This window comes from Acidovorax sp. ST3 (assembly GCF_003231145.1).
Lineage (GTDB): Bacteria > Pseudomonadota > Gammaproteobacteria > Burkholderiales > Burkholderiaceae_C > Acidovorax.
The window spans coordinates 206,869-226,771 of sequence record NZ_QKVP01000006.1 but is presented as its reverse complement, the minus strand read 5'-3'; the positions used below and the strand labels follow the sequence as shown (position 1 = coordinate 226,771).

Sequence of the window (19,903 nt, the reverse complement as noted above, 5' to 3'; positions counted from 1 at the left end):
GGCCTTGGGCGGCCGTCCACCGGTTCCCATCGAGACCACACTGCGCATCCTTTGCCTGCAGCCATGGTGGAACCAGAGCCGTCCGGCCATGGAAGAAGAACTGCACTGGCGCCGCCGTATCGCCGTTTCGCCGGCCTAGGCGGCGCAGCACGCATTCCCGATGAAGCCACCACCCTGCGCTTCTTTCATCTGCTGGAGAAGTACCAGCTGGCTCCCCAGGTTCTGGCCGCCATCAACACCGGTCTGGCCCGGCGGGGCCTGATGCTCAAGACCGGCACCATTGTGGATGCCACCATCACGTTGTCGCGGCGCTCAGCGCGACCAAGAATAATGAGGGTGAGCGAGACCCCGAGATGTACCGGGCCAAGAAGGGCAACCAATGGCACTTCGGCATCAATGCACACATCAGCGTGGATGTTGACTCGGGACTGGTGCACACCGCCATCGGTACGGCCGCCAACTTCAACGATGTGGCGCATGCAGCAGTACTGCTGCATGGCAAGGAAAAGCATGCTGGGGCGATGCGGGCCACCGGGGCGCTGACGAGCGTCAGGAGATGCAAGGGAGCAACGCCAAGATCAAGTGGCACGTGGCCTTGCGCCCGGGCAAGTGCAAGGGGCTTGATTCAGGGAGAGAACTGCACAAACTGCTGGAGAAAGCCGAGCGGCTGCAAGCCAGCGTGCGGTCCAAGGTCGAGCACCCATTCCGCATGAACAAACAGCAGTTTGGCTATGCCAAGGTGCGCTACCGGGGGTGGGAAAGAACACGGTTCGCCTGACGATGCTGTCTGCGCTGGGCAATCTGTGGGTGGCTAGAATGCGGATCTTGGAGCCGCAGGGGCAGGTGCGTCTCGGGGTGCCGAGTTGGCACTACAAGGGCTGAAATGGGTCTGAAACCCGTGCCAATCCGACCCGCAAAATGCGGGTTGTGCAGGCAACTGGTGACGCTGCGCTCGGCATGGGGCCGTGCCGGTTCGGCGAATGGAGTTTTGCAGACCTTCCCCGGGTGAGATTCAGCGTAAGAGGCCTTAAATCACCCCCGGTTTTTGCATCCGATCAATACCAACCTGTTGCAGATGCCGCGGCTCGACAACACTTATGGCCCAGAGTTGCTGCGCTTCGGCGAAAGCCGCTAGCTTTTAGCCGAAGCGTGTTGTTGCATGTCTTGCACCTGGCCCGGACTGGGAAGTGTTGTCACAGCACTGGGTGAGGTCACTTACCACTCCCGGCTCGCTGTCAAGGGCCCGATTGCCCTAGAGTCCTCGCGCTCCCTCAGTTTCCCGGCCTAGTAGTCAGTACAGGAGCAACAATGCAAAATCAAATTTTTTTCGATTGAGTGCTGCTTGGCGTAGCTCACCCCTTACTTTTGCTCGCCAGTATCCGATCAGCTCATTGAATAGGATGCCCGGGGGTTGGTGCGAAAGGTTGATTGCGAGGAGCGTTGCGCACGCGGGTGTCTTCGCGAAGATTGGAGTTGGAATTGCTCTCCAGCAGGCCTCGCAACTTCTGCAAGCTATCTTGGAAAGATCCGACTACGCGGTCCCCATCTTCGCGACTAGCGACAATATACGGGGTAATAGTAATCAGCAGCTCTGTCTTATTTCGAGTTTTTCGCGTTGTGCCAAACAAAGCACCAAATACTGGTACGTCTTTGAGTCCAGGTACACCCGTGACAGTATCGTTGCCGCGGTCCTCGATTAGGCCGGCGAGCATAATGGTTTTCCCGTCTTCCACGGTCGCATCAGTAGTAACTTTGCGCTTCTGAAAGCTGGGGTATTCCGATCCACCTGCGGAAACTGGGTTTCCCACACTGCTAACTTCTTGCGAAATACTCAAGGTAACCTGTCCGGATGCCGTGATGCTTGGCTTAACCTCCAACAAAATACCAGTGGGACGGTACTGCACGGAGTTTGACGTTGAGAAAGTACTGCCGGTCGTGAGACCGCTCGTGGGTGTTGATACAGTTTGAGTGATGACAGGCACTTCGTTGCCTACTTCGATCTTGGCAATCTTCCCATCACTTGCAAGTACGTGAGGTGTTGAGAGTACATTCACATCGGTATCTTGGCCCAGTAAGTTCAGCATCCCGATCACTTGGCCAGCGCTTCCAAACACTGCGTAGTTCAGTCCAGTCGCAGTGCCAGTTACAGTAGGTGTTGCACCTGCAGCCGCAGAAGTGATTTTGGGTGCAATACCTCCGTCCAGTCCTACGAAGCCGGGCCAGCTCTTGCCGCCAGATGTCAAAGCGGATTTGAGCCACCATTCGACGCCATACTGAAGCGTATCGTTCAACGTAACTTCAGCTACCAGCACCTGCACCAACACCTGTCGAGGACGAGTGTCGAGGCGTTCGAGGACCTTGCGGATTTGCTGATAGTCCTGAGCGGATGCGCGAACTACCAACGTATTGGTGATTTCGTCCGCAATCACTTGCACGGAGCCACTCAAGCCCATGCTTGTAACCGCGGCGCTTTGTTGTGCCGAAGGTACGGTTCCTCGTTCAATGGTGCGCGTGGCAGCGTTGGTTTGGCCGCCTAAAGCGTTCATCCCTGCAGTAGACCCAGAGCCGGGGCTTCCTGTTGCTGAATTTGCAAATGAACTGCTGCCGGCAGAGGGGAGCGCGGAGGCTCCGGCATTTGAAGTGCCAGAGGCTGTTCCCCCAAAGATCTGAGTGACTAAATTGGCTAGATGTGCTGCGTTACTGTTAGCGACGGGGTACACATGAACATAGGTGCCTAAGCCGTTGCTTGGTTCTGCATCTAGTGTTTTGACCCATTGTTCGGCGGCCTTCATAACGGCGTCGTTACTTGTAGCAACCAGAAGCGCATTCATTCGCACTACAGGTAGGAAAAAGGCCTTGGTGGATTCAGTGCCTGTCCAGTTGAAAATGCCAGAGGTCTTAAATAGTCCATCGAGCTCTTTGGCCAATTCGGCCGCCTCTCCGTATTTGACGGGGATCAGTTTGATGTTCACCTGGTTTAGGTAATCGACGTCAAGCGTTTTGACCATGTCTATAATTTTCTCGACATTGGCGGCTCGGTCGACAACGATCAAATGTTTGTTTGTAGGGTCATTCGTAATTGCGGCCTGCGGTCCTACAAAATTACGAAGGGTGTTAACCAACTGGTTTGCCTGAACAAATTTCAAAGGAATGATTTGCATAACAACCGAAGCAGGACCTGAGCCTTGATTGGTCAATGCATCCCTTGTCGCCACGGCGTCGCGAGTGACTTTGTAAACTTTACCTTGGCGAATAATGGAAATATTGCTTGTGGATAATGCGGTTTCCAATGCGCTATAGATATCCGCCATGCTAATGGCGCCTGTGCTTTTTATTGTAACTCGACCCTGCACGGCAGGGTCAATCACATAGTCAAGCTTTAGAATATCACCTAAAACTACTTGGATGACATCGTAGATATCGGCGTTATCGAACTTAAGAGTAACACCTGGATTGGGTGTGTTGGTCAGTTGTACAGACGGGTTTGTAGAGCCCGACGGGACTGGTGATGATGTTGTCGTAGAAGTGACTGTCGGGCTAGACCCTGGAGTAGCCGCTGGAGTGCTCGTCCCAAGGGGAGGCAGTGATGTTGCAGCAGGCCCAGTTGGGGCCATTGGCGACGTCCCAGTGTTCCCTGACCCCGGGAGGGTTGCTGGTTCTCGCGCAGGTGCTGGAGTAGGGATTGGCATCCCCGTGAAGGGATTGACTATTGTTTGGGCAATGGCGTGGTTGACGACGGTAAGCGCCAATGTCGGTGCGAGCAGTCCGGCGACAGTGATCGTGCGGAGAGACAAAGGGGTGATGTTTTTCATATTGAATTTCGGTAAGGCAAGGCCTTACTGCCGGACGTCGGTTGTCTTCGATGCGTTGCTGGCGGAAATGTAATCAGGAACTTGTTTCATGTGCATCCCTGCAAACCGAGCTTTCACAGCAAGTTGTTTACCGCCGCGTTGGAGGTCTTCAACCACATTGATCTCCAGATTGTCGATTGCTAACATTTTGGAAGATTGTGCAAGGGCCTTTTGAAGTCTAGGCAGTTGCTGTGGCACGCCAGTAAAGCGCACACTCATAGCGATACGAGACACGTTATTTTGGCGGGCATCGGAATAATCTGAAAATTCCACATTGTCAAAGTAGAGCGACTGAAGCAATTTGCGAACTTCTTCTTGCATCGCATTTACTGAGACGGAAATGTCTTGTCCTATGAAAAATTGCTGTTGCAAAGATGTAAAATCTGGATCCAATTCATCGAAGTTGCGCTTAATCTTCTCATTCAAATCAAGAATGTTGCGATTGGTTTCCAGGCGCGTCGTTAGGTCCGCAGCTTCTTCGCGGTTGGAAATGTAGCCTTCTAGTCGTTGATCTGCGAGCGCTGCGAGCATAAGTAGAACGATGGCAGGGAACGCAAAATATTTGATACCATGTTCCTTGTAAACCCTTTTGAGATCACGTTTCATTGTGCAACGGTCCTTGATGCGGCGCCTGCAGTAGAAGAGGCTGCGCTATTGGTCGCAGGATTATCAGGCGTTGATTTGTGGGTTTTAAAGTGAATGACAGGATGGCTGCTCTCTAAAAAATCGGGAGTCACCCAGTCTTCTAAAGGTTCATAGCCAGGAAAGCTTCTTTCCTTAAGCCATTTCACGCTTTCATCGCTGCCCAATCCGGCGAACGCGATCGTTTTTTCATCTGTACGGACATAGATGAGTGTCGCTGGCGCGGGCGGAAAGTTGGCCAAAACTAGAGTAAATGCGGCCATCGCCTCATCTTTTTCACGAAAGTTCTTCGCTGCGCTAACCGCCTCAGCCATCAAAAGAGTTCGCGCCTTGAGATTCTTAGCTGTCTCGACGTTAGGTAGATCCTTACGTACCTGATTTCTGCCCTCATCAATCTTTTGCTCTAATTTTTCGTTATGCCAGGCCATAAACCCAATGCCAATAAGGCCAACGACCGCTAATCCCACACTTAGCAATACCATATCCCTCACCACTGTCCCGTGAGTGGGGCGAATGACAATTCCTTCAAGATCAGAGCGCCAAAGTTTTTCAATCAGTTCGTCTTCAATTGAGCTCTTCAGAGAATGAACGTCAAAATTGGACCAAGAGGCAGCCTTGTTGACCAATTCAGCCGAGGTGAACAAACAGATCGAGGGTGTATTCCCACTCTCGGTTTTTGAGTCCAGACCCGCGATCTCTGCTTGAAGCACTGAGTGAAGTGCAGCCACTTCCGAACTCTCCAGTACTCTTGTGCGGAGTACCATTCCACCGGTGTTAAAAATGTGCAAAAAGTGTACGTTGGTGACTTGCTCAACGACGATCTTCAGTCGCCCCGGTAGCTTTTCCACATGGTTCTGAAACAGCTGCGCGCGCGAAAAAATTTCAGCCAATTGCAAGTGGCACTGAGCACTGATTCTCTCGATTTCAGCGACCCAGTCCTTATGCATCCACATGAGCGAAAACGGCTGACAGCCAGTAAAAGTGTCCGGCTGAGTGCGAGTGTCGCTTGCGCTGAATGGCAAGGCTGCCGAAGCGCTCACTTCACCATGCCCGGGTGGGATTACACCAAGAATGTCACCGGCCAATATCCAATATGCAAAAGTCCCAGAGGGTAATTTCCACTCCAGAAAGCACTGGGCTATCGAATTTTGGATTTGACTTAAATATTCGTCACCTTCTAGTAAATTCAACGTTTTTGCATGCACACGCTTCCATCCCATCACTCCACGTTGGAAATGCAGAAGGCTCAAACTGTGAGGTGAAAGTGACAGAACAAGCCGGTGTTTCTGGCCAGCAGAGAGTGTACGGATGCGCATGAAATAAGGCTCAATTTTTGCAGATCGGACAAGTTGAGTGGTGGCGCTCAAGAGCCTGCCTCACCTTTCTCAATCCGTTGGTCGATCACTGAATACTCGCCATTTTCGCCAGTGATGACGGCTATCAAGGACAGCCCATTGGGTTTGGAGGAAGCCATTCTCAGGCGTGCTTGGACCGCGGTGGGGGGTGTATCGGTGGCTAAGGCGGTCAAACCTGTGCCTTGCAGCCATTGCTGGGCTTGGACAGAAGTGATGTTGCCGGACTGCCTGAGTGTAGCGAGTCGTCGAAGATGTTCGTTGGTCACGGTGCCAAGAACTTGAAGCAGGGGGAGCGGTGTCAGTTTCAGGTCGACTTTTTTGTTCATGGTCCCCACCACCACTACGTCTTGCAGTCTGAGCTGGGACTTCTCATTGTTTCTGCCAGTCTCCAACTTGGAAATTTCCCTCCATTGGAGAAGTTCTTCTAGGCTCGAAAAGCCCGCCGTTTTGCGGGTAAGAGCGAGTTGCTCTCGCAGCTCGACCACTTTTTTTGCAAGCAATTTCGCAGACTCTGGGGTGTTAGAGCCGATCAGAACAAAAATCCGCTCCCATTCCTGAAGCGTTAGAAGATTGGCATCCGGCAGACCACTAATGTCGTCAAGCTCCACCAAGACATTGGTGGAGCCAATAGTCGTGTTGTAGGTCTGCCCTTTGGGGGTCCATAGTGTCCATGCGCTCAGAGACTCCTTCGTCAACGGAGGCCTGAGCGCTGTTACAGCGGATGTAATGCTCAGTTGAGCAGCGGTGAACTGTGCGGCGCCTCGCAGTAAATACTCTTCTTGCACAATTGCTTTTTCTCGGGCGAGCAATTGCGCATCTAGGCGTAGAGTCACCGTTACGCTAAGAACAAGCGTGCCAACCACTGCCAACAGCCCCAGGGCGAATAGTAGAACGTAGCCCTTTTCTCGTCGATGGATGAATTCGGCCGGGCGACCGCTCGAGTGCGCTCCTTGCGTAGAGCGATAAATCATCGTCAGCGCTCCCCAGTGCGGCTTTTATAAACCACTGGTGGCAGATCAACGGCAACACCAGACAGGGCAAGGCGCATCAAGTTGGGCGCTGGAGTTTGTTTATCCCAGGTTGTGAGCCATCGAGGCTGTGGTTTTCCTTGGGAGTCGGGAGCCGTTCCCAGAAATGAAAACGCACATGTCTGCAAACGCGAAATCAGCACTCGAGTCTCTACGTAGACAGGATTATTCTTGGTACTTTGCCGTGTACTTGCTTGGGTGGGTGGCAGGACGCTGATTCTGTGGGTGAGTGCTAGCCCCTCTTCTGTCGTGGCCTCACAGGCATATCTCACATGAGCCATGGTCAAATCTAGCGAACTCTGCTTTGTCACGGGATGCAATGTGTCGAATTCCAGCACAGCCCCGTCGGAGCGCACCTCAATGCCGCGCGTTGCCCATTCGTGTCGCAATGTGCGTTCTACTGCTCGAGCATCTTCACGCGCAGCACTTCGATGGGCGTTACGTTGGTAAAAATCGAGGGCCGTGGACATGGCCGCCGCTCCCATGACGGCGACCAGTGACGATATGGCCAGGGCAACGATCAGCTCGAGGAGCGTGAATCCAGTTTGCGCTCTCCGCGTGTTCTTCATGGCCGATTCGACTCTGATTGTGCAGCGAGTTTGGGCTGAGAAGGGGCGATACGGTAGCTGCTTAGCGAGTAGACTTGCTGGGCGTCTTTCGGGCCCCAAAAGACATCAATGTCGATGCGTTCCAGCTTGGTGTTGAATGAGCGAATCTGGTTTTGCTGTTCAGGAGTGAGCAACGTAACTGGACGCAATTGGATTCTGTAGCCAAAGTCCATTCCCGCGAATCGATCTTCGCCCCGGTCATTGGCCACTGCGAATTTAGGTGAAGCGAGAGTTTCATCTAGCTTTGAGCGTGCCAATGCCATTGCCGCAAAATGTCCTGACATCTTTTCATCCAGTCGTGCCGTACCGGAGACGGCTGTAAAAGCTACAGCAAGACCGAACCCGATGAGGGCCATGGCTACGAGTACTTCCAGCAGGGTAAAACCCCGCTGCGAGCTGGCTTGTAAATATGCGTTTTCACTGGGGCGAAACAACATTGCGCCTTTCTATGCGTCCAGTGACCCTCTCCAGGTAAAACTCTTCGCGCAAGGCGCTGGGGGTAATCACGCCAAAATGGGCCTCCTGCATAGTCCCATCTGGAAAAAATAACAAGTCTACTTGCTTGGCAGGTCGAGAGATCCCGGGTGATTGACGCTCCTCCGGAGCGTACAAGCGGTAGCCATCTGGCAGTTTCAAGGGAGGGGCAGAGCTGGTTGAAATTGTGCCCTCATCAAAACGAACGATTGCACGGATGGGTAACCCTCCCAGCACGGCCCTGTTGCGCAAGCGCCGCAGTTCTTGTTGAGTTCGGTCCAGCCAGCGCCGCTCGTCGACACGACCAGCGAGCTTATCCACGGACACTATCGCCAGACCTGAGCCGACGCCAATCAACACCAGCACTAGCAGCAGTTCGATCAGCGTGAATCCTGATATCTTGTTCATGAGGCGAACCAGTTGCTGTCGCCTTTACTCCCAGCTATGAATATCAGCGTCGTTGCCGCTACCACCCTCTTTGCCGTCTGCGCCGAGTGAAGACAATTCGTAGTCAGACTTAGCTCCAGGTGTCTTGTAGACATAGCTGTTTCCCCAGGGGTCTTTGTCGACTCGCTTTTTTAGATAGGGGCCGCGCCACAAGGCTGCTTGTGCGGGATCAGCCGGCTTTTCTGTCAACGCAGCAATTCCTTGCTCGGTCGTTGGATACCTCGACATATCAAGCCGATATGTGTCAAGGGCCGCCCCCACCATTTCGATCTGGGTTCTGGCAGCCTTAATTTTAGAGGAATCCAACTGACCAAATAGTCGCGGACCTACTAATGATGCCAGTAGGCCAAGAATGACCATGACAATCAGCAGTTCGATCAGCGTGAAGCCTTGGGAGTATTTTCGGGCTATTCTTTGAATTGGCATATATTTTTAATCTCCACTCACAGTGGCATATCATTGATGGAAAAAATGGCGGTAAGCATGGACACGACGATGGCCCCGATCAATCCCCCCATCACCAGAATCATGACTGGTTCAAATAGAGCGACTAAGTTGCGAGTGGCCTTCTGTATATCTTTTTCATATTGATCTGCAACTTTAATCAACATGGCATCCAAAGCCCCTGATTCTTCTCCAACAGAGGCCAATTGGCCCAGCAGCTTGGGGAAAAATGGGTCCGCTCGTACCGGATCCGATACTCCGCGTCCTTCTTGAACTGCTCTCACCAAGCGATCCAGTGCCTTGCGCAACGGTATGTGATCGGTCAGTTCACGCACGATCCGCATGCCGGTGAGTATCGGAACACCGCTTGCCAGCAGAGTTCCCCAAGTTCGGCAAACGTGGGCCAATTGAGTTTTGAGTATCAGCGGCCCAAGCACGGGTAGGCGCAGGAGGGCTATTTGCCAGCGTTCTCTCCACCGCTCATCACGAAGTGCATAGACGAACATGCCCACGCTTATTGCAATTCCTATCAAGAAGAAGGCTCCATATGCCTTCATAAAGTCCCCGACACTGATCAGCACGGCAGCAGGCAGTGGAAGGGCTTGGTTCATGTCATGAAAAATTTGACCGAACTTCGGCAGCACGAAGATAGTTAGTCCCAGGAGGGCACTGATTCCGAAAGTAAAAAGCAGTACCGGATAGATCGAAGAAGTGACCAAAAATGCTCGGAATTCCATGCTGCGTGTGTAAAACTCCACTAAGCGCTGCATCACTACGGGCAACACTCCTCCCTCTTCGCCTGCGCGTACCATGTTGACGTACAAACGGGGGAAGACGCCGGGATGTCGCATGAATGAATCTGCCAGGGTATTGCCCTTTTCAACATCCACAACAACGCTTTGCATCACCGATCGAAAGTACGGATGCTCCAAGCTTCCTTGGCAGATGTGAAGCGCTCGATCTAGTGGAAGGCCCGCATCCAGCAATGTAAGCAATTGCTCTGTCATGGAGAGAACATGCTTCACCCCCACGCGTCTTCCTGGTCCGAGACTCCAGGACTGCGACGCGCGAGGCTCAGCATCGCGTTGCATTGCAATGCCAGAAGGGGTTTGCCGCTCGGTTTGTGGGAGTTCTGTTGGGGGCTGTCGCCATTCTCCCGCAGCCTTTGGACGTGGTCTCACGTTAGTTCCTGGCGGGTCACGCGGGCGAGTTCTTCGAGTGTGGTTACGCCCGCGAGTACCTTTCTGATGCCATCGGCGCGCATTGTTCGAACGCCTTCTTCTCCAGCGCGTCGTCGAACTCCTTCTGCGGGAAGCTTCTTGATGATGGCTTCCTTGATAGCTGTCGTCATGGGCAGCAGTTCATAGATGCCTGTTCGTCCAATGTACCCGGACTGTCCGCAGTGGTGGCAACCGTGTCCATGAAAAAGTTGAGCTACTTCGTGGGGTTGAAACCCTTCTTCTGCTAAGAATAGTAGATCTGCCTCGGTCGGCTTGGTGGCGGCTTTGCAGTGTGGACAGATTACGCGAACAAGTCGTTGCGCAACTATCAACACTACAGATGAAGCTATGAGGTAACTTTCGACTCCCATGTCCATCAGTCGGTGGGGGGCGCCGAAAGAATCATTGGTATGCAGAGTCGAGAACACGAGGTGCCCGGTCAATGCTGATTGAATCGAAATTTCGGCGGTCTCGCGGTCACGAATTTCCCCGACCATGATGATGTCTGGATCTTGCCGGACGATCGATCGCAAAGCACTTGCGAAGGTGAGGTCGATCTGCGGTTTGACCTGAATTTGGTTGATGCCGTCGATTTGGTATTCAACGGGATCTTCCACGGTGATGATCTTGTTCTCGGGTAGATTGACCTGTCCAAGGGCTGCATAAAGGGTGCTTGTCTTGCCGCTACCTGTGGGGCCAGTCACCAAAATCATGCCGTGCGGCTGTTGGATAGCAGCCTCAAGCGTTGCAAGATGGTCTGCGTCCAGCCCGAGCGATTCCAGCCCCATCAACCCGGGCCCCTGGTCCAAAAGCCGAATCACCATGCTCTCGCCGTAAACCGTGGGTACTGTGGAGACGCGCATGTCGACTTGGCGCGCTGCAACCTCCATTTTCATGCGCCCGTCCTGAGGAAGACGACGCTCTGCAATGTTCATTTTCGCACGTAGTTTCAGGTGCGATATGGACGGCATGTACATTCTTCGAGGTGGAGATTCCGCATCGAAAAGTACGCCGTCAATGCGATATCGCACTCGGAATTTTTGCTGAGATACCTCGAGATGCAGGTCGGAGGCTCGACTTTCCACAGCCTTCAGCAGCAGGCTCTGCACGAGTCGTACTACAGGGGCATCTTCGGCAAGGGCTTTAAGCGTTTCAAGATCGTCATCCTGACTTTCAGAGCCGTTGGCAGGTAGATCTTCAAAGGAGGGGGCGCCCATGGGGTCTGATCGATAGACCTGATCCAGGCCCGACTGAATCCACTGCTGAGGCGCGAGTTCAAGCTGTATTGGGACGCTGAAGAACTGCTTCAGAGCATCCAATGCTGCCATTCTGACCGGTACTGCCGCGACCACCAGAGCGCGCTCTTCAGTGACCGATAACGGCAGAAAATTGTTGGTACGAAGGAAGGCTGGTGAAAGGCCTGCAATAGGCAAGACGTCTTGAAGACCCCTAGTCGCCGTGTTGAGCACGGGCACTTTTAGATTGACGGAGAACTCAGCCAGCAAGTCGGCTTCTTGATCTATCACTTCGGTGCCCATTTGGAGACTGCTTGTGGTGAGGTTGGTAGCAAAACGGCGCAAAGGTGGGGACTCAGTGCCCCGTGAGTCGTCTCGAAAGCAATTGATTGGCACAGGGCGAAACACGCTGCCGTACTGCAACTCCCCGTTGTATTGTAGCTAGCGATGATTCTGTGACCCCAGAGTTAGGGCTCACCATCGCGGGACGGCCCCAATCGATGCCATCCTGACCACTTGGAGCAAACGCTAGAATCTTCGGTTTTGCTGCGCCAAGTTGCATTGACTGAGATTTCGGTGAGGTCAAGGGCATTTGCTCGGGACGTTTGGCGTTCGGCAGAGGGCGCGGAGTTTCTGGGGTTGTCTCAGAGGCCTGCTATGGCTGGCTTCCGCAACGGCGTTGTAGGTGGCTGATCTCCGGAGCGCAGGCCCTCCACACTTTCCACATTGAAATGAATGCGAGCCATGCACATTAGCGAGGCAGAGATTAGTCCATACCATGCATCCATAGTTCCGGAGGCGCGCAACGTACTTGTATTTGCACCGCACCCAGATGATGAGATTTTTGGTTGTGGGGGGGCGATCATTCATCATGTTCGGGCCGGGCACTCGGTGCATGTCATATTGTTGACTTCTGGGGAGTTTGGATCTCTGGATGATGTTGGCAACGATTACGCGTTGACTAGGCAGAACGAGAGCGCATATGCAGCCCAGCTGCTTGGCTTGCCCCCCCCTCGTTGCTGGGGGCTCGCAGACCGCGAGTTGACATACGACGAAGATCTCGTCCAGAGAATGGTGGAGGTTGTTGAGCAAGTTGGTGCTGACGTTATTTATGCGCCTTCACCTTGGGAGTTGCATCCTGATCATCGGGCGACGGCGATGGCTGCGGTGGAGTGCGTCCGTCGATCCCCTGGGTCAATAAAACTCTATCTCTATGAGGTCAGCGCGCCGCTTCGCCCGAACGTATTAGTCGATGTCACGTCAGTTTGGGAGCTTAAGCAGCAGGCAATGCGGGCCTTTGCGAGTCAGGAAAAGAAGCTGCCGTACTCGAGCTTCATTGCCGCATTGAACCGATTTCGAGCCTTAACTCTGGCGCCTACCGTGGAGTACGCCGAGGCATTCGAGATGTATGCATCTGACGATTTGCGTGCCGGTGGTCCGATGCTGATTGAAGGAGAGCGAGAGCGGCTTTTAAAGCGCGGGATTGCCGTCGTACCGCAAGATGCGCCATTGGTTTCGGTTATTGTCCGGACGATGGGGCGGTCAACATTGTCGAAGGCCCTTAGCTCTATCGCCTTCCAGACATATGCGCATCTGGAAATTGTTCTAGTGGATGCTACGGGTCAGGGGTTGTCTGAGGCTCAATTCGCAAGTGCGCGCGTACCGAGTCGTTTAATTTCGACGGGTAGCAAGTTGGGGCGCGCGCATGCCGCAAACGCCGGTCTGAATGCGGCGCGTGGCGAGTATCTGATATTCCTCGACGACGACGATTGGTTCTACCCGGATCACATCGCCAAGCTGGTGTTTGCGATCCGGCAAAGTAGCGATGTGAGAGCGGTGCACACTGAGGTGGAGTGTGTCAACGAGGCTGGTGCGCTACAGGGGGAAATTTTCGACTTCCCTTACGCGACTGGAGAGTTGCGCTACGGCAACTTTATGCCCATCCACTCGGTATTGTTTCATCGCAGCATTCGCGACGACGGCTGTCGGTTTGATCCCGAATTTGACCTCTACGAAGACTGGGACTTCTGGCTCCAAGTGGAGACTATGACTTCCTTTGGATTTGTCGACGGAGTCTCTGCTGCCTACAGAATCCATCCTGGCGCAGGAGAGGGTGTGCAGGCTGAGCGCTCAAGAGCGCACGAAGCCACGGCGTATCTCTATTCCAAATGGGACGTGCTTCAGTCGGAGCAGACTTTCAACGAACTCGTGTCGCGCGCGCTTTCCCGGCGAAGCGCCTTGCGCCAGTTGAAGTACCAGTTCAAAGAGTCCCAAAGACTGGCCGGTGAGTTGGTGGTGCAACAGCAGCAGGCCATGGTCGCGCAAAAGGAGGCTGATGCTGCGCGTCAAGATGCCCATCAAATGCGCACTGCTCATGACGAGGCGTGCGTTGCGCGTGATGAGTTGATGGCGGCCCATGACCAAGCGTGCGCGGCACGCGACGAGGTCGCCCGCGAGCGAGATGAGTTCGCTGCGCAGCTTTCTTCTGTTCGCTCAGATTGGATTGATGAGCATGCTCGCCGTGTCGTGGCTGATGCTAGCGTGAAGCATCTGGGGGAAGAGGTGCAGAGGCTGAGTGCCGAGTTGCTGCTCACCCGTGACCATGTGACTAACGTTCAGCAGTCAATGCACGTGACTCAGGTGGCGTTAGAGGAATCGCGACGCCAGGTCGGAGAGCTTCTATCGAGTACGTCGTGGCGTATTTCGAAGCCCGTGCGTGTGACTGGCAGGGTCATGCGCAACATTCGTCAAGTTTTTAGTGTTATCAAGGCGGCCCGCCAGCGCGGCTTGGGGTTGGGGCACCTGGCACGACGCACAGGTGAAGTGCTTGGTCAAGAAGGATGGACTGGCGTGCGTGAACGTGCACGGCGTATGCTGAATGTCCAGCGTGTCGCAGAAAATGGAGAGATGGCGGCCGCTAGTGGGGTTGTTGATAACTCCGCGAATAGTTCCAGTTATGCCAACTGGGTTGCCATCTATGACAATTCGGGCGAAAAGCAACGATCCAACTGGCGCGAGCGGCTGCGAATGCTGCGAGTGTCACCTCTCGTTTCATTGATCATGCCGGTCTATAACCCGGATGCAGATGATTTGCAGAGAGCAATCGCATCCGTTCAGGCACAAATTTACCCGAACTGGGAATTGTGTATTTGCGACGATGCTTCACCGAGCCCGGAAACACGGTTGTTTCTAGAGTCTGCTGCGCGTAGTGATCCGCGAATTCGACTGACCTTTCACGATAAAAATAGACATATCTCTCATGCCACTAATACAGCTATTAGTCTCGCGCATGGAGATTATTTGGCTTTTCTCGATCACGATGATGAGTTGCGCCCTCATGCACTGTTATGTGCGGTCGAGATGTTTGTAAGTAACCCTGACCTGAAGGTTTTGTACTCGGACGAAGACAAAATCAATCAATCTGGGACAAGGCTAGATCCATATTTCAAGCCCGACTTCAATCTGGGGTTATTGCGTTCGCACAATTACATGTGTCATTTCGCGGTATACGAGCGGCGGTTGATGGAGCAACTGGGCGGCCTGCGTCCCGGGTACGAGGGCGCACAAGACTATGACTTGGCATTGCGTGCGGTGGACACGGTGTCCCGGCAGGCTATCGGCCATATTCCCCAAGTGCTCTATCACTGGCGTACTGCCTCGGGCAGCACTGCATCTGGACACGCAAACAAGTCATATGCATTCGAGGCGGGTCGGCGCGCATTGGCTGAGCATCTCCAACGCAGAGGGGTCATTGGTGAGGTGGTGGAGGCGAAGGAGGCTCGCGGCATGTATCGCATTCTGTGGCAGCGCCCAGACCCTGCGCCCCTCGTGAGCATCATCATTCCAACCCGTAATGGGCAGGACATCTTGCGTCAATGTCTTGACAGCTTGGAGCAGACCAGCTACCCGAATTACGAGGTGATTGTGATTGACAATGGCAGCGATGATCCCGTTGCGCTGGGCCTATTGGCTGAGCGTGAGCGCTGTGGCCAGATCAGGGTGCTTCGTGATGACAGTCCGTTCAATTTTTCAGCACTCAACAATAGGGCAGTCAGTGAGGCGGCGCGGGGGGAGTTTGTGCTGCTGATGAACAATGACATTGAGATTACGCACCCTGAGTGGCTTGATGAAATGGTGGGGCCTGCGATGGAGCAAGGCGTTGGTTGCGTTGGGGCCCGTTTGTGGTACCCAGATGGCCGCCTGCAGCACGCAGGCGTGATACTCGTGTGCGGGGTTGCGGGCCACGCCCACAAATTTCTACAGCGAGGCCAGCACGGCTATATGGGGCGCGCAGTGTTGGCGCAAGATTTCGTGGCTGTCACTGCAGCCTGTTTGTTGGTTCGTAAGAGTATTTATGACGAGGTTGACGGGTTGGATCCAGCACTGGCTGTGGCTTTCAATGATGTCGACTTCTGCCTGCGTGTTCATCAAGCGGGATATCGAAATCATTGGACTCCCTATGCGGAGCTGATACATCACGAATCGATTTCACGGGGCTACGAAGACACTCCAGAGAAGCAGCGGCGCTTCAAAGGTGAAATTGACATTTTGCAGTCTCGCTGGTCCGCATTGTTGGAGAGGGATCCTTGCTACAACCCCAATTTGACCGCCGACGCTGAAGATTTTTCTCTGGCATTTCCTCCACGAGTGCGGCTGACAACTGCGAGCGCGCAATGACAACCAATCCAATTACGCAACAGGCCGACAGACTCGCCGCGATTACCCCTTTGCTTGCCTGCCCATCTTGCGGTGGGCGCCTGAAATCGTTGTCCCCGACATTCCTCGGGTGTGTCAGCTGTGAACGAAAGTACCCGGTGCGAGCGGGTGTGCCCATTTTGCTTCCCGAGAGCATGTCCGAGCCAGGTGTCGGCACCGTGTCGGCGGATGATCCGGTATCGCGTCATCCCTATAGTCCGGCGGCATTGGAAATAATTGCCAACCATCGTGATGGCTGGGTGTTGGACCTCGGTGCCGGGGGCAAGCTCCAGCGATGGGACAATGTCATTCAGATAGACATCTTCCGATATCCGATGACCGATGTGGTGGCTACGGCCGATAGGTTGCCATTTCGGGATAACACGTTCAAGGCAGTCATTAGTCAAGCCGTCTTCGAGCACCTTCAATATCCCGAGTGGGCTGCGGCGGAGATTCGCCGTGTGCTGCAACCTGGTGGTGTGGCCAAGATTGATACAGCATTTCTTCAGCCAGAGCACGGCTATCCGCACCATTTCTACAACGCCACTGAAACTGGGCTCCGGCATTGGTTTCGTGACTTTGATATTCGTTGGAGTGGTGTAGAGGCTTATCAGCATCCGAAGTGGTCGCTGACGTGGTTTCTTGGTGTGTACCTCGACCGTTTGGAGGCGGCTGAGGCGTCTACGTTGCGAGCCACAACGCTAGAGCAATTGTTGGGAGCGCTTGATCGGAGTGGGAGGGGGCTCTCTGAGCCCGGGGATGCCCCAATTCTTGCGGCGCTGGATTCGTTACCTGCGCACGTAATACGTTCGCTGGCTGCGGGCGTGTCTGTGAATCTGGTGAACCCAGTTAAAGAGCATCACTCGACTTCCGAGATTTCCGTCGACGACGGGCATCGGGTCCAACTACAGGGCGTCGATGACGTGCGGAAGCTGATTGCCGCTCGAGAAGAAATCGCTTCACTGCATGATGAGCTGAAAGTGATGCAGGAGCAACACGTGATTGCGATGGATCGGACCCGGTATCTGAACCGATATTATCCAGGGCACTCGTCCGTCGAACACCTCGTGTTGCCTCGTTGGAGGCCTTTTGGGGCGCTCGCTTCGATGCGAAAGGTGCTACCGCATCGGACTTGGTTCAAGCTTCGGCACGCGCTCATGCGTATGCAGCCTCGTCCTTTTATTGCGCCAGGTCTTCCGGGAGCACTGCCAGCGCCGTTTGTCTCTGTGATCGTGGAGCCAGAAGATTCGCTTGCCCTGATCAGTACTTTCTTCTCTTTGGTGAGGCAAACGTACACGGGGTGGGAACTGATACTCATAGAGACTTCACGGCAATCCGACGCGATCCGGCAGGCTATTGATGACTTGAGTAGTCTCGATGAGCGAGTTCACATCGTGAGCGGAATCTCGGATCCCGCTAGACGCCTTCAACAGGCTGAGAAGTGTGCCCAAGGTGAATATTGCATGAATGTCCCGGACGGAACGACCCTCGCATTCGATGCCATACGCCATTTTGTGACGCTCGCTCGTGATCGTCCGGGGGTAACTTTCATTGGCGCCGACTTGGTGCAAGGTGATCCGGAAAGTGCCCCTCTGATGCGCTGCTATAACTCTGTGGAGGCCGCCGTTGCTTGCCGAGATGAGGGGCTACCCCCCTTGTTCACGTTGGTGCGCCACCCGCTGCGGCCCTCTCAGGGCGGGGAACTTAGAGAAGCCTTGCGCACTCAGGAAGCCGATTCGGTTGCGCTTATCCCTAAAGTGTTGTTTCGACACGTCGGAAAGCCTTTCACCTTAAATAACTAGACAGTCCCATGCTCCATATCAAATTTCCTATTTTTCAACGCGGTGCGCTGTGTTGTATGGCTGCCACTCTGTTTTTGGGGGGATGTGCTGTCAATGTGAATCCGCCATCTGCGAGCTTGACCCCGCCCCCGACCACACGTGAATCCGTGCTCATCAACTACTCGGACGGACAGATTCAGTCTAGGTTGGTGGAGCTTGATCTCCTCAGGCCATTCAACGACTACTGGAGTGCTCACGCCGCTCGTGACTGGGCTCGCTTGCATGCATTCGAAGTCGCTGAGGCGCCGATCAGTGCTACGTTCTATGTTCCGTATCACGCGCGTGCGTGGCAAGTTACTCATGTTGATGTTTTGAGTCTGGAGCAGAGTGACGCTGAGGCGCGCATGACCTTGTCCATGAAGTTCAGGGATCCTGACAGTGGTAAGGTGCGAGCCATACATCGTCAGGACAAGTGGGTGCGGATGGATGGTGTCTGGCGTCACTGGGTCACTGACCCGATGCTGACGGGTAATCGCTGACCCGGTCGACGCAGGCGGGGAGGGGGGCTTGTTGTGATTCAGCCACAATCGCAGATTCAAGTTGTGTCGTTGATCACAAGTTTTTGAGTCGGGCATTGTGGGGGCATGATGGTTTCGGTACCATCGGTCAACAGTCCATGCTTTTTTGCATGTTCGAGCCGAAACGGCTGGATTGTTTTTTCTGGTGTAGACTTGTTACTTTGTTAGCTAGCTGACATCGGTCTTTGTGTCGGTACTTCGTTTAAATCTGTTAGGAGAATAACGTGATGGTAAAAAAATCTCTTGCCGTGGCACTGGGTGCAATGCTCGTGGCTGGCTCCGCCGCTGCGGTTGAGGTGAACCCTGGTGCAAAAGGCGATCTGCTGATTGCTCCCCTGTTCATGACCAAGGGTGGCTGGCAGTCTGAGTTCAAGGTGATCAACACCAGCGTGACGGACTCGGCAGTGGCCAAGGTGGTTTTCCACGCTCCTGGCCGTAGCGATGAAGTTCTTGACTTTTTGATCTTCCTGAGCCCTGGCGACGTGTGGACTGGCAGTGTGGTCGAAAATGCTGACGGTTCCGTTGGCGTTTCTAGCACTGACGCTTCCTCCATCACGGTGGCTAACTCCGGCGCTTGCCCTGCTGCAACCGGTACGCCTGGTTTTAACCCCATGCAGGCTAAGTTCACGCTGCCAGTGGCAACGGGTTATGCAAACATTTTCCAAGCTCGCATGATCCGCGGCATCGCTCCTGAAGCCGATGGCACTGTGAGCAAGGCAAAGATTCTGGCTGCTTACTCCGCTGCTTGCGTTGCCAACACGCCTATCACCGCTGCAGATACCGACAACGTTCTGACCGGTTCTGTGACGATGTCTAACCCTCTGAACGGCAACAAGCTGTCGTTGGGTATGACTGCTCTGGCAAACTACGACAACCTGGCTTACTTGAGCGTTGGTGGTCTGACTTCCTTTGCAACCAACATTGCAAACAGCTCGAAGCAACAAGTTGAAGACGCTCTGTGGTCTTCCAACTACACCGTGCCTTACAACGTGTCTGCCGGCAACGCCAGCTACGCTACCGTGACGTTCCCCACAAAGGAAACGTTCAACCTGAGCGCCGGCTCGCAGTACGCTCCGTTCTTCCCTGCTGTGAATAACGTGGCCGCCGACATCGGTACTGCTGTTCCAGTTGGCTACGACATCCGTGACGAAGAAGAGCACAAAGTGGGTACGGTTGGTTGCAGCTTCTCGCCATGCCGCCCTGACCAAACGGTTTCTCTGCCACGTGAAGTGAACGTGATCGCTTTCGTTCCTGGCTCCGGTTCTAGCAACGCTGGTCTGGTTTATACCAGCGGCTTCAGCAAGGGCTGGGCTAACGTGGCTATCGCTACCGATGTGTCGGATACCCGTAGCACTGTGAACTACAACAACTTCGGTCAAGCTGGTTCTCCTGCTCTGGTCACGTACATTCACTGGGACGTGACCGGTGGTAGCCTGCAAGGCACTTGGCAATATGCCGCCAAGACAGCTACGCCTGCTGCTAACTGATCGACTTTAGTCTTCTGACAGAAAGTGCCGCCAAGTTCTCTTGGCGGCATTTTGCCAT

Annotated in this window: 15 protein-coding genes and 1 pseudogene; 5 read left to right on the top strand and 11 right to left on the bottom strand. The window is 54.1% G+C overall.

Going from position 1 to position 19,903, the window contains the following annotated elements; translation table 11 throughout:
• Positions 1 to 185: 185 nt before the first annotated feature.
• Positions 186 to 479, bottom strand: coding sequence for a hypothetical protein (locus tag DNK89_RS25060; RefSeq protein ID WP_370220952.1), 294 nt, complete (start codon positions 477 to 479; stop codon positions 186 to 188).
• Here DNK89_RS25060 and DNK89_RS25055 point away from each other — a divergent pair.
• Positions 393 to 778, top strand: a pseudogene (locus tag DNK89_RS25055) (transposase). The gene DNK89_RS25060 and the pseudogene DNK89_RS25055 sit on opposite strands and share 87 nt — an antisense overlap.
• Positions 779 to 1,388: 610 nt before the next feature.
• On the opposite strand, the gene gspD reads toward DNK89_RS25055, so the two are convergent.
• The 10 genes from gspD to DNK89_RS19705 all read right to left on the bottom strand — a co-directional run bounded on the left by gspD (position 1,389) and on the right by DNK89_RS19705 (position 11,607).
• Positions 1,389 to 3,614, bottom strand: coding sequence for a type II secretion system secretin GspD (gspD, locus tag DNK89_RS19745; protein WP_238990889.1), 2,226 nt, complete (start codon positions 3,612 to 3,614; stop codon positions 1,389 to 1,391).
• 222 nt (positions 3,615 to 3,836) lie between these two features.
• Entirely contained in the window at positions 3,837 to 4,457 is a 621-nt protein-coding gene (locus tag DNK89_RS19740) for a GspMb/PilO family protein (protein ID WP_110961499.1), read from the bottom strand.
• Entirely contained in the window at positions 4,454 to 5,860 is a 1,407-nt protein-coding gene (locus tag DNK89_RS24330) for a hypothetical protein (RefSeq protein ID WP_153064306.1), read from the bottom strand. The genes DNK89_RS19740 and DNK89_RS24330 overlap by 4 nt, the downstream gene beginning before the upstream one ends.
• Positions 5,857 to 6,819, bottom strand: a complete 963-nt coding sequence (locus DNK89_RS19735; RefSeq protein ID WP_110961498.1) for a hypothetical protein — start codon at positions 6,817 to 6,819, stop codon at positions 5,857 to 5,859. Before DNK89_RS19735 ends, DNK89_RS24330 begins: the two co-directional genes overlap by 4 nt.
• 2 nt (positions 6,820 to 6,821) lie before the next feature.
• The gene (locus DNK89_RS19730; protein WP_110961497.1) at positions 6,822 to 7,445 is read right to left on the bottom strand and encodes a type II secretion system protein J; all 624 of its coding nucleotides are present in this window, start codon (positions 7,443 to 7,445) and stop codon (positions 6,822 to 6,824) included.
• Positions 7,442 to 7,921, bottom strand: a complete 480-nt coding sequence (locus DNK89_RS19725) for a type II secretion system protein (protein WP_110961496.1) — start codon at positions 7,919 to 7,921, stop codon at positions 7,442 to 7,444. Before DNK89_RS19725 ends, DNK89_RS19730 begins: the two co-directional genes overlap by 4 nt.
• On the bottom strand, positions 7,902 to 8,366 hold the full coding sequence (locus DNK89_RS19720) for a prepilin-type N-terminal cleavage/methylation domain-containing protein (protein WP_110961495.1): 465 nt from the start codon (positions 8,364 to 8,366) through the stop codon (positions 7,902 to 7,904). The genes DNK89_RS19725 and DNK89_RS19720 overlap by 20 nt, the downstream gene beginning before the upstream one ends.
• 24 nt (positions 8,367 to 8,390) lie before the next feature.
• Complete coding sequence (gspG, locus tag DNK89_RS19715) at positions 8,391 to 8,831, bottom strand: type II secretion system major pseudopilin GspG (RefSeq protein ID WP_110961494.1); 441 nt, start codon at positions 8,829 to 8,831, stop codon at positions 8,391 to 8,393.
• A 17-nt stretch (positions 8,832 to 8,848) separates the two neighbouring features.
• Positions 8,849 to 9,856: a type II secretion system F family protein gene (locus DNK89_RS19710; protein ID WP_161958960.1), complete on the bottom strand. Its 1,008-nt coding sequence runs from the start codon at positions 9,854 to 9,856 to the stop codon at positions 8,849 to 8,851.
• A gap of 170 nt (positions 9,857 to 10,026) precedes the next feature.
• Positions 10,027 to 11,607 carry a GspE/PulE family protein gene (locus DNK89_RS19705; RefSeq protein ID WP_110961492.1) on the bottom strand — a complete coding sequence of 527 codons (1,581 nt, stop codon included), beginning with the start codon at positions 11,605 to 11,607 and terminating at the stop codon, positions 10,027 to 10,029.
• Between the two features lie 441 nt (positions 11,608 to 12,048).
• On the opposite strand from DNK89_RS19705, the gene DNK89_RS19700 reads away from it, so the two are divergent.
• The 4 genes from DNK89_RS19700 to DNK89_RS19685 all read left to right on the top strand — a co-directional run bounded on the left by DNK89_RS19700 (position 12,049) and on the right by DNK89_RS19685 (position 19,845).
• Entirely contained in the window at positions 12,049 to 15,981 is a 3,933-nt protein-coding gene (locus DNK89_RS19700; RefSeq protein ID WP_161958959.1) for a glycosyltransferase, read from the top strand.
• Complete coding sequence (locus tag DNK89_RS19695) at positions 15,978 to 17,801, top strand: methyltransferase domain-containing protein (protein ID WP_110961490.1); 1,824 nt, start codon at positions 15,978 to 15,980, stop codon at positions 17,799 to 17,801. The genes DNK89_RS19700 and DNK89_RS19695 overlap by 4 nt, the downstream gene beginning before the upstream one ends.
• Before the next feature lie 146 nt (positions 17,802 to 17,947).
• Positions 17,948 to 18,319 carry a hypothetical protein gene (locus DNK89_RS19690; protein ID WP_110961489.1) on the top strand — a complete coding sequence of 124 codons (372 nt, stop codon included), beginning with the start codon at positions 17,948 to 17,950 and terminating at the stop codon, positions 18,317 to 18,319.
• 263 nt (positions 18,320 to 18,582) lie between these two features.
• Positions 18,583 to 19,845, top strand: a complete 1,263-nt coding sequence (locus DNK89_RS19685; protein WP_153064304.1) for a hypothetical protein — start codon at positions 18,583 to 18,585, stop codon at positions 19,843 to 19,845.
• Positions 19,846 to 19,903: the final 58 nt, after the last annotated feature.

Excerpts from the sequence above, each read along its gene's own strand:
- DNK89_RS19730 (WP_110961497.1), bottom strand. The coding sequence starts at position 7,445 with ATGAAGAACACGCGGAGAGCGCAAACTGGATTCACGCTCCTCGAGCTG.
- gspD (WP_238990889.1), bottom strand. The coding sequence starts at position 3,614 with ATGGCCCCAACTGGGCCTGCTGCAACATCACTGCCTCCCCTTGGGACG.
- DNK89_RS19740 (WP_110961499.1), bottom strand. The coding sequence starts at position 4,457 with ATGAAACGTGATCTCAAAAGGGTTTACAAGGAACATGGTATCAAATAT.
- DNK89_RS19710 (WP_161958960.1), bottom strand. The coding sequence starts at position 9,856 with ATGACAGAGCAATTGCTTACATTGCTGGATGCGGGCCTTCCACTAGAT.
- DNK89_RS19705 (WP_110961492.1), bottom strand. The coding sequence starts at position 11,607 with ATGGGCACCGAAGTGATAGATCAAGAAGCCGACTTGCTGGCTGAGTTC.
- gspG (WP_110961494.1), bottom strand. The coding sequence starts at position 8,831 with ATGCCAATTCAAAGAATAGCCCGAAAATACTCCCAAGGCTTCACGCTG.
- DNK89_RS19700 (WP_161958959.1), top strand. The coding sequence starts at position 12,049 with ATGCACATTAGCGAGGCAGAGATTAGTCCATACCATGCATCCATAGTT.
- DNK89_RS19695 (WP_110961490.1), top strand. The coding sequence starts at position 15,978 with ATGACAACCAATCCAATTACGCAACAGGCCGACAGACTCGCCGCGATT.
- DNK89_RS19725 (WP_110961496.1), bottom strand. The coding sequence starts at position 7,921 with ATGTTGTTTCGCCCCAGTGAAAACGCATATTTACAAGCCAGCTCGCAG.
- DNK89_RS19735 (WP_110961498.1), bottom strand. The coding sequence starts at position 6,819 with ATGATTTATCGCTCTACGCAAGGAGCGCACTCGAGCGGTCGCCCGGCC.
- DNK89_RS19720 (WP_110961495.1), bottom strand. The coding sequence starts at position 8,366 with ATGAACAAGATATCAGGATTCACGCTGATCGAACTGCTGCTAGTGCTG.
- DNK89_RS25060 (WP_370220952.1), bottom strand. The coding sequence starts at position 479 with ATGCGCCACATCGTTGAAGTTGGCGGCCGTACCGATGGCGGTGTGCAC.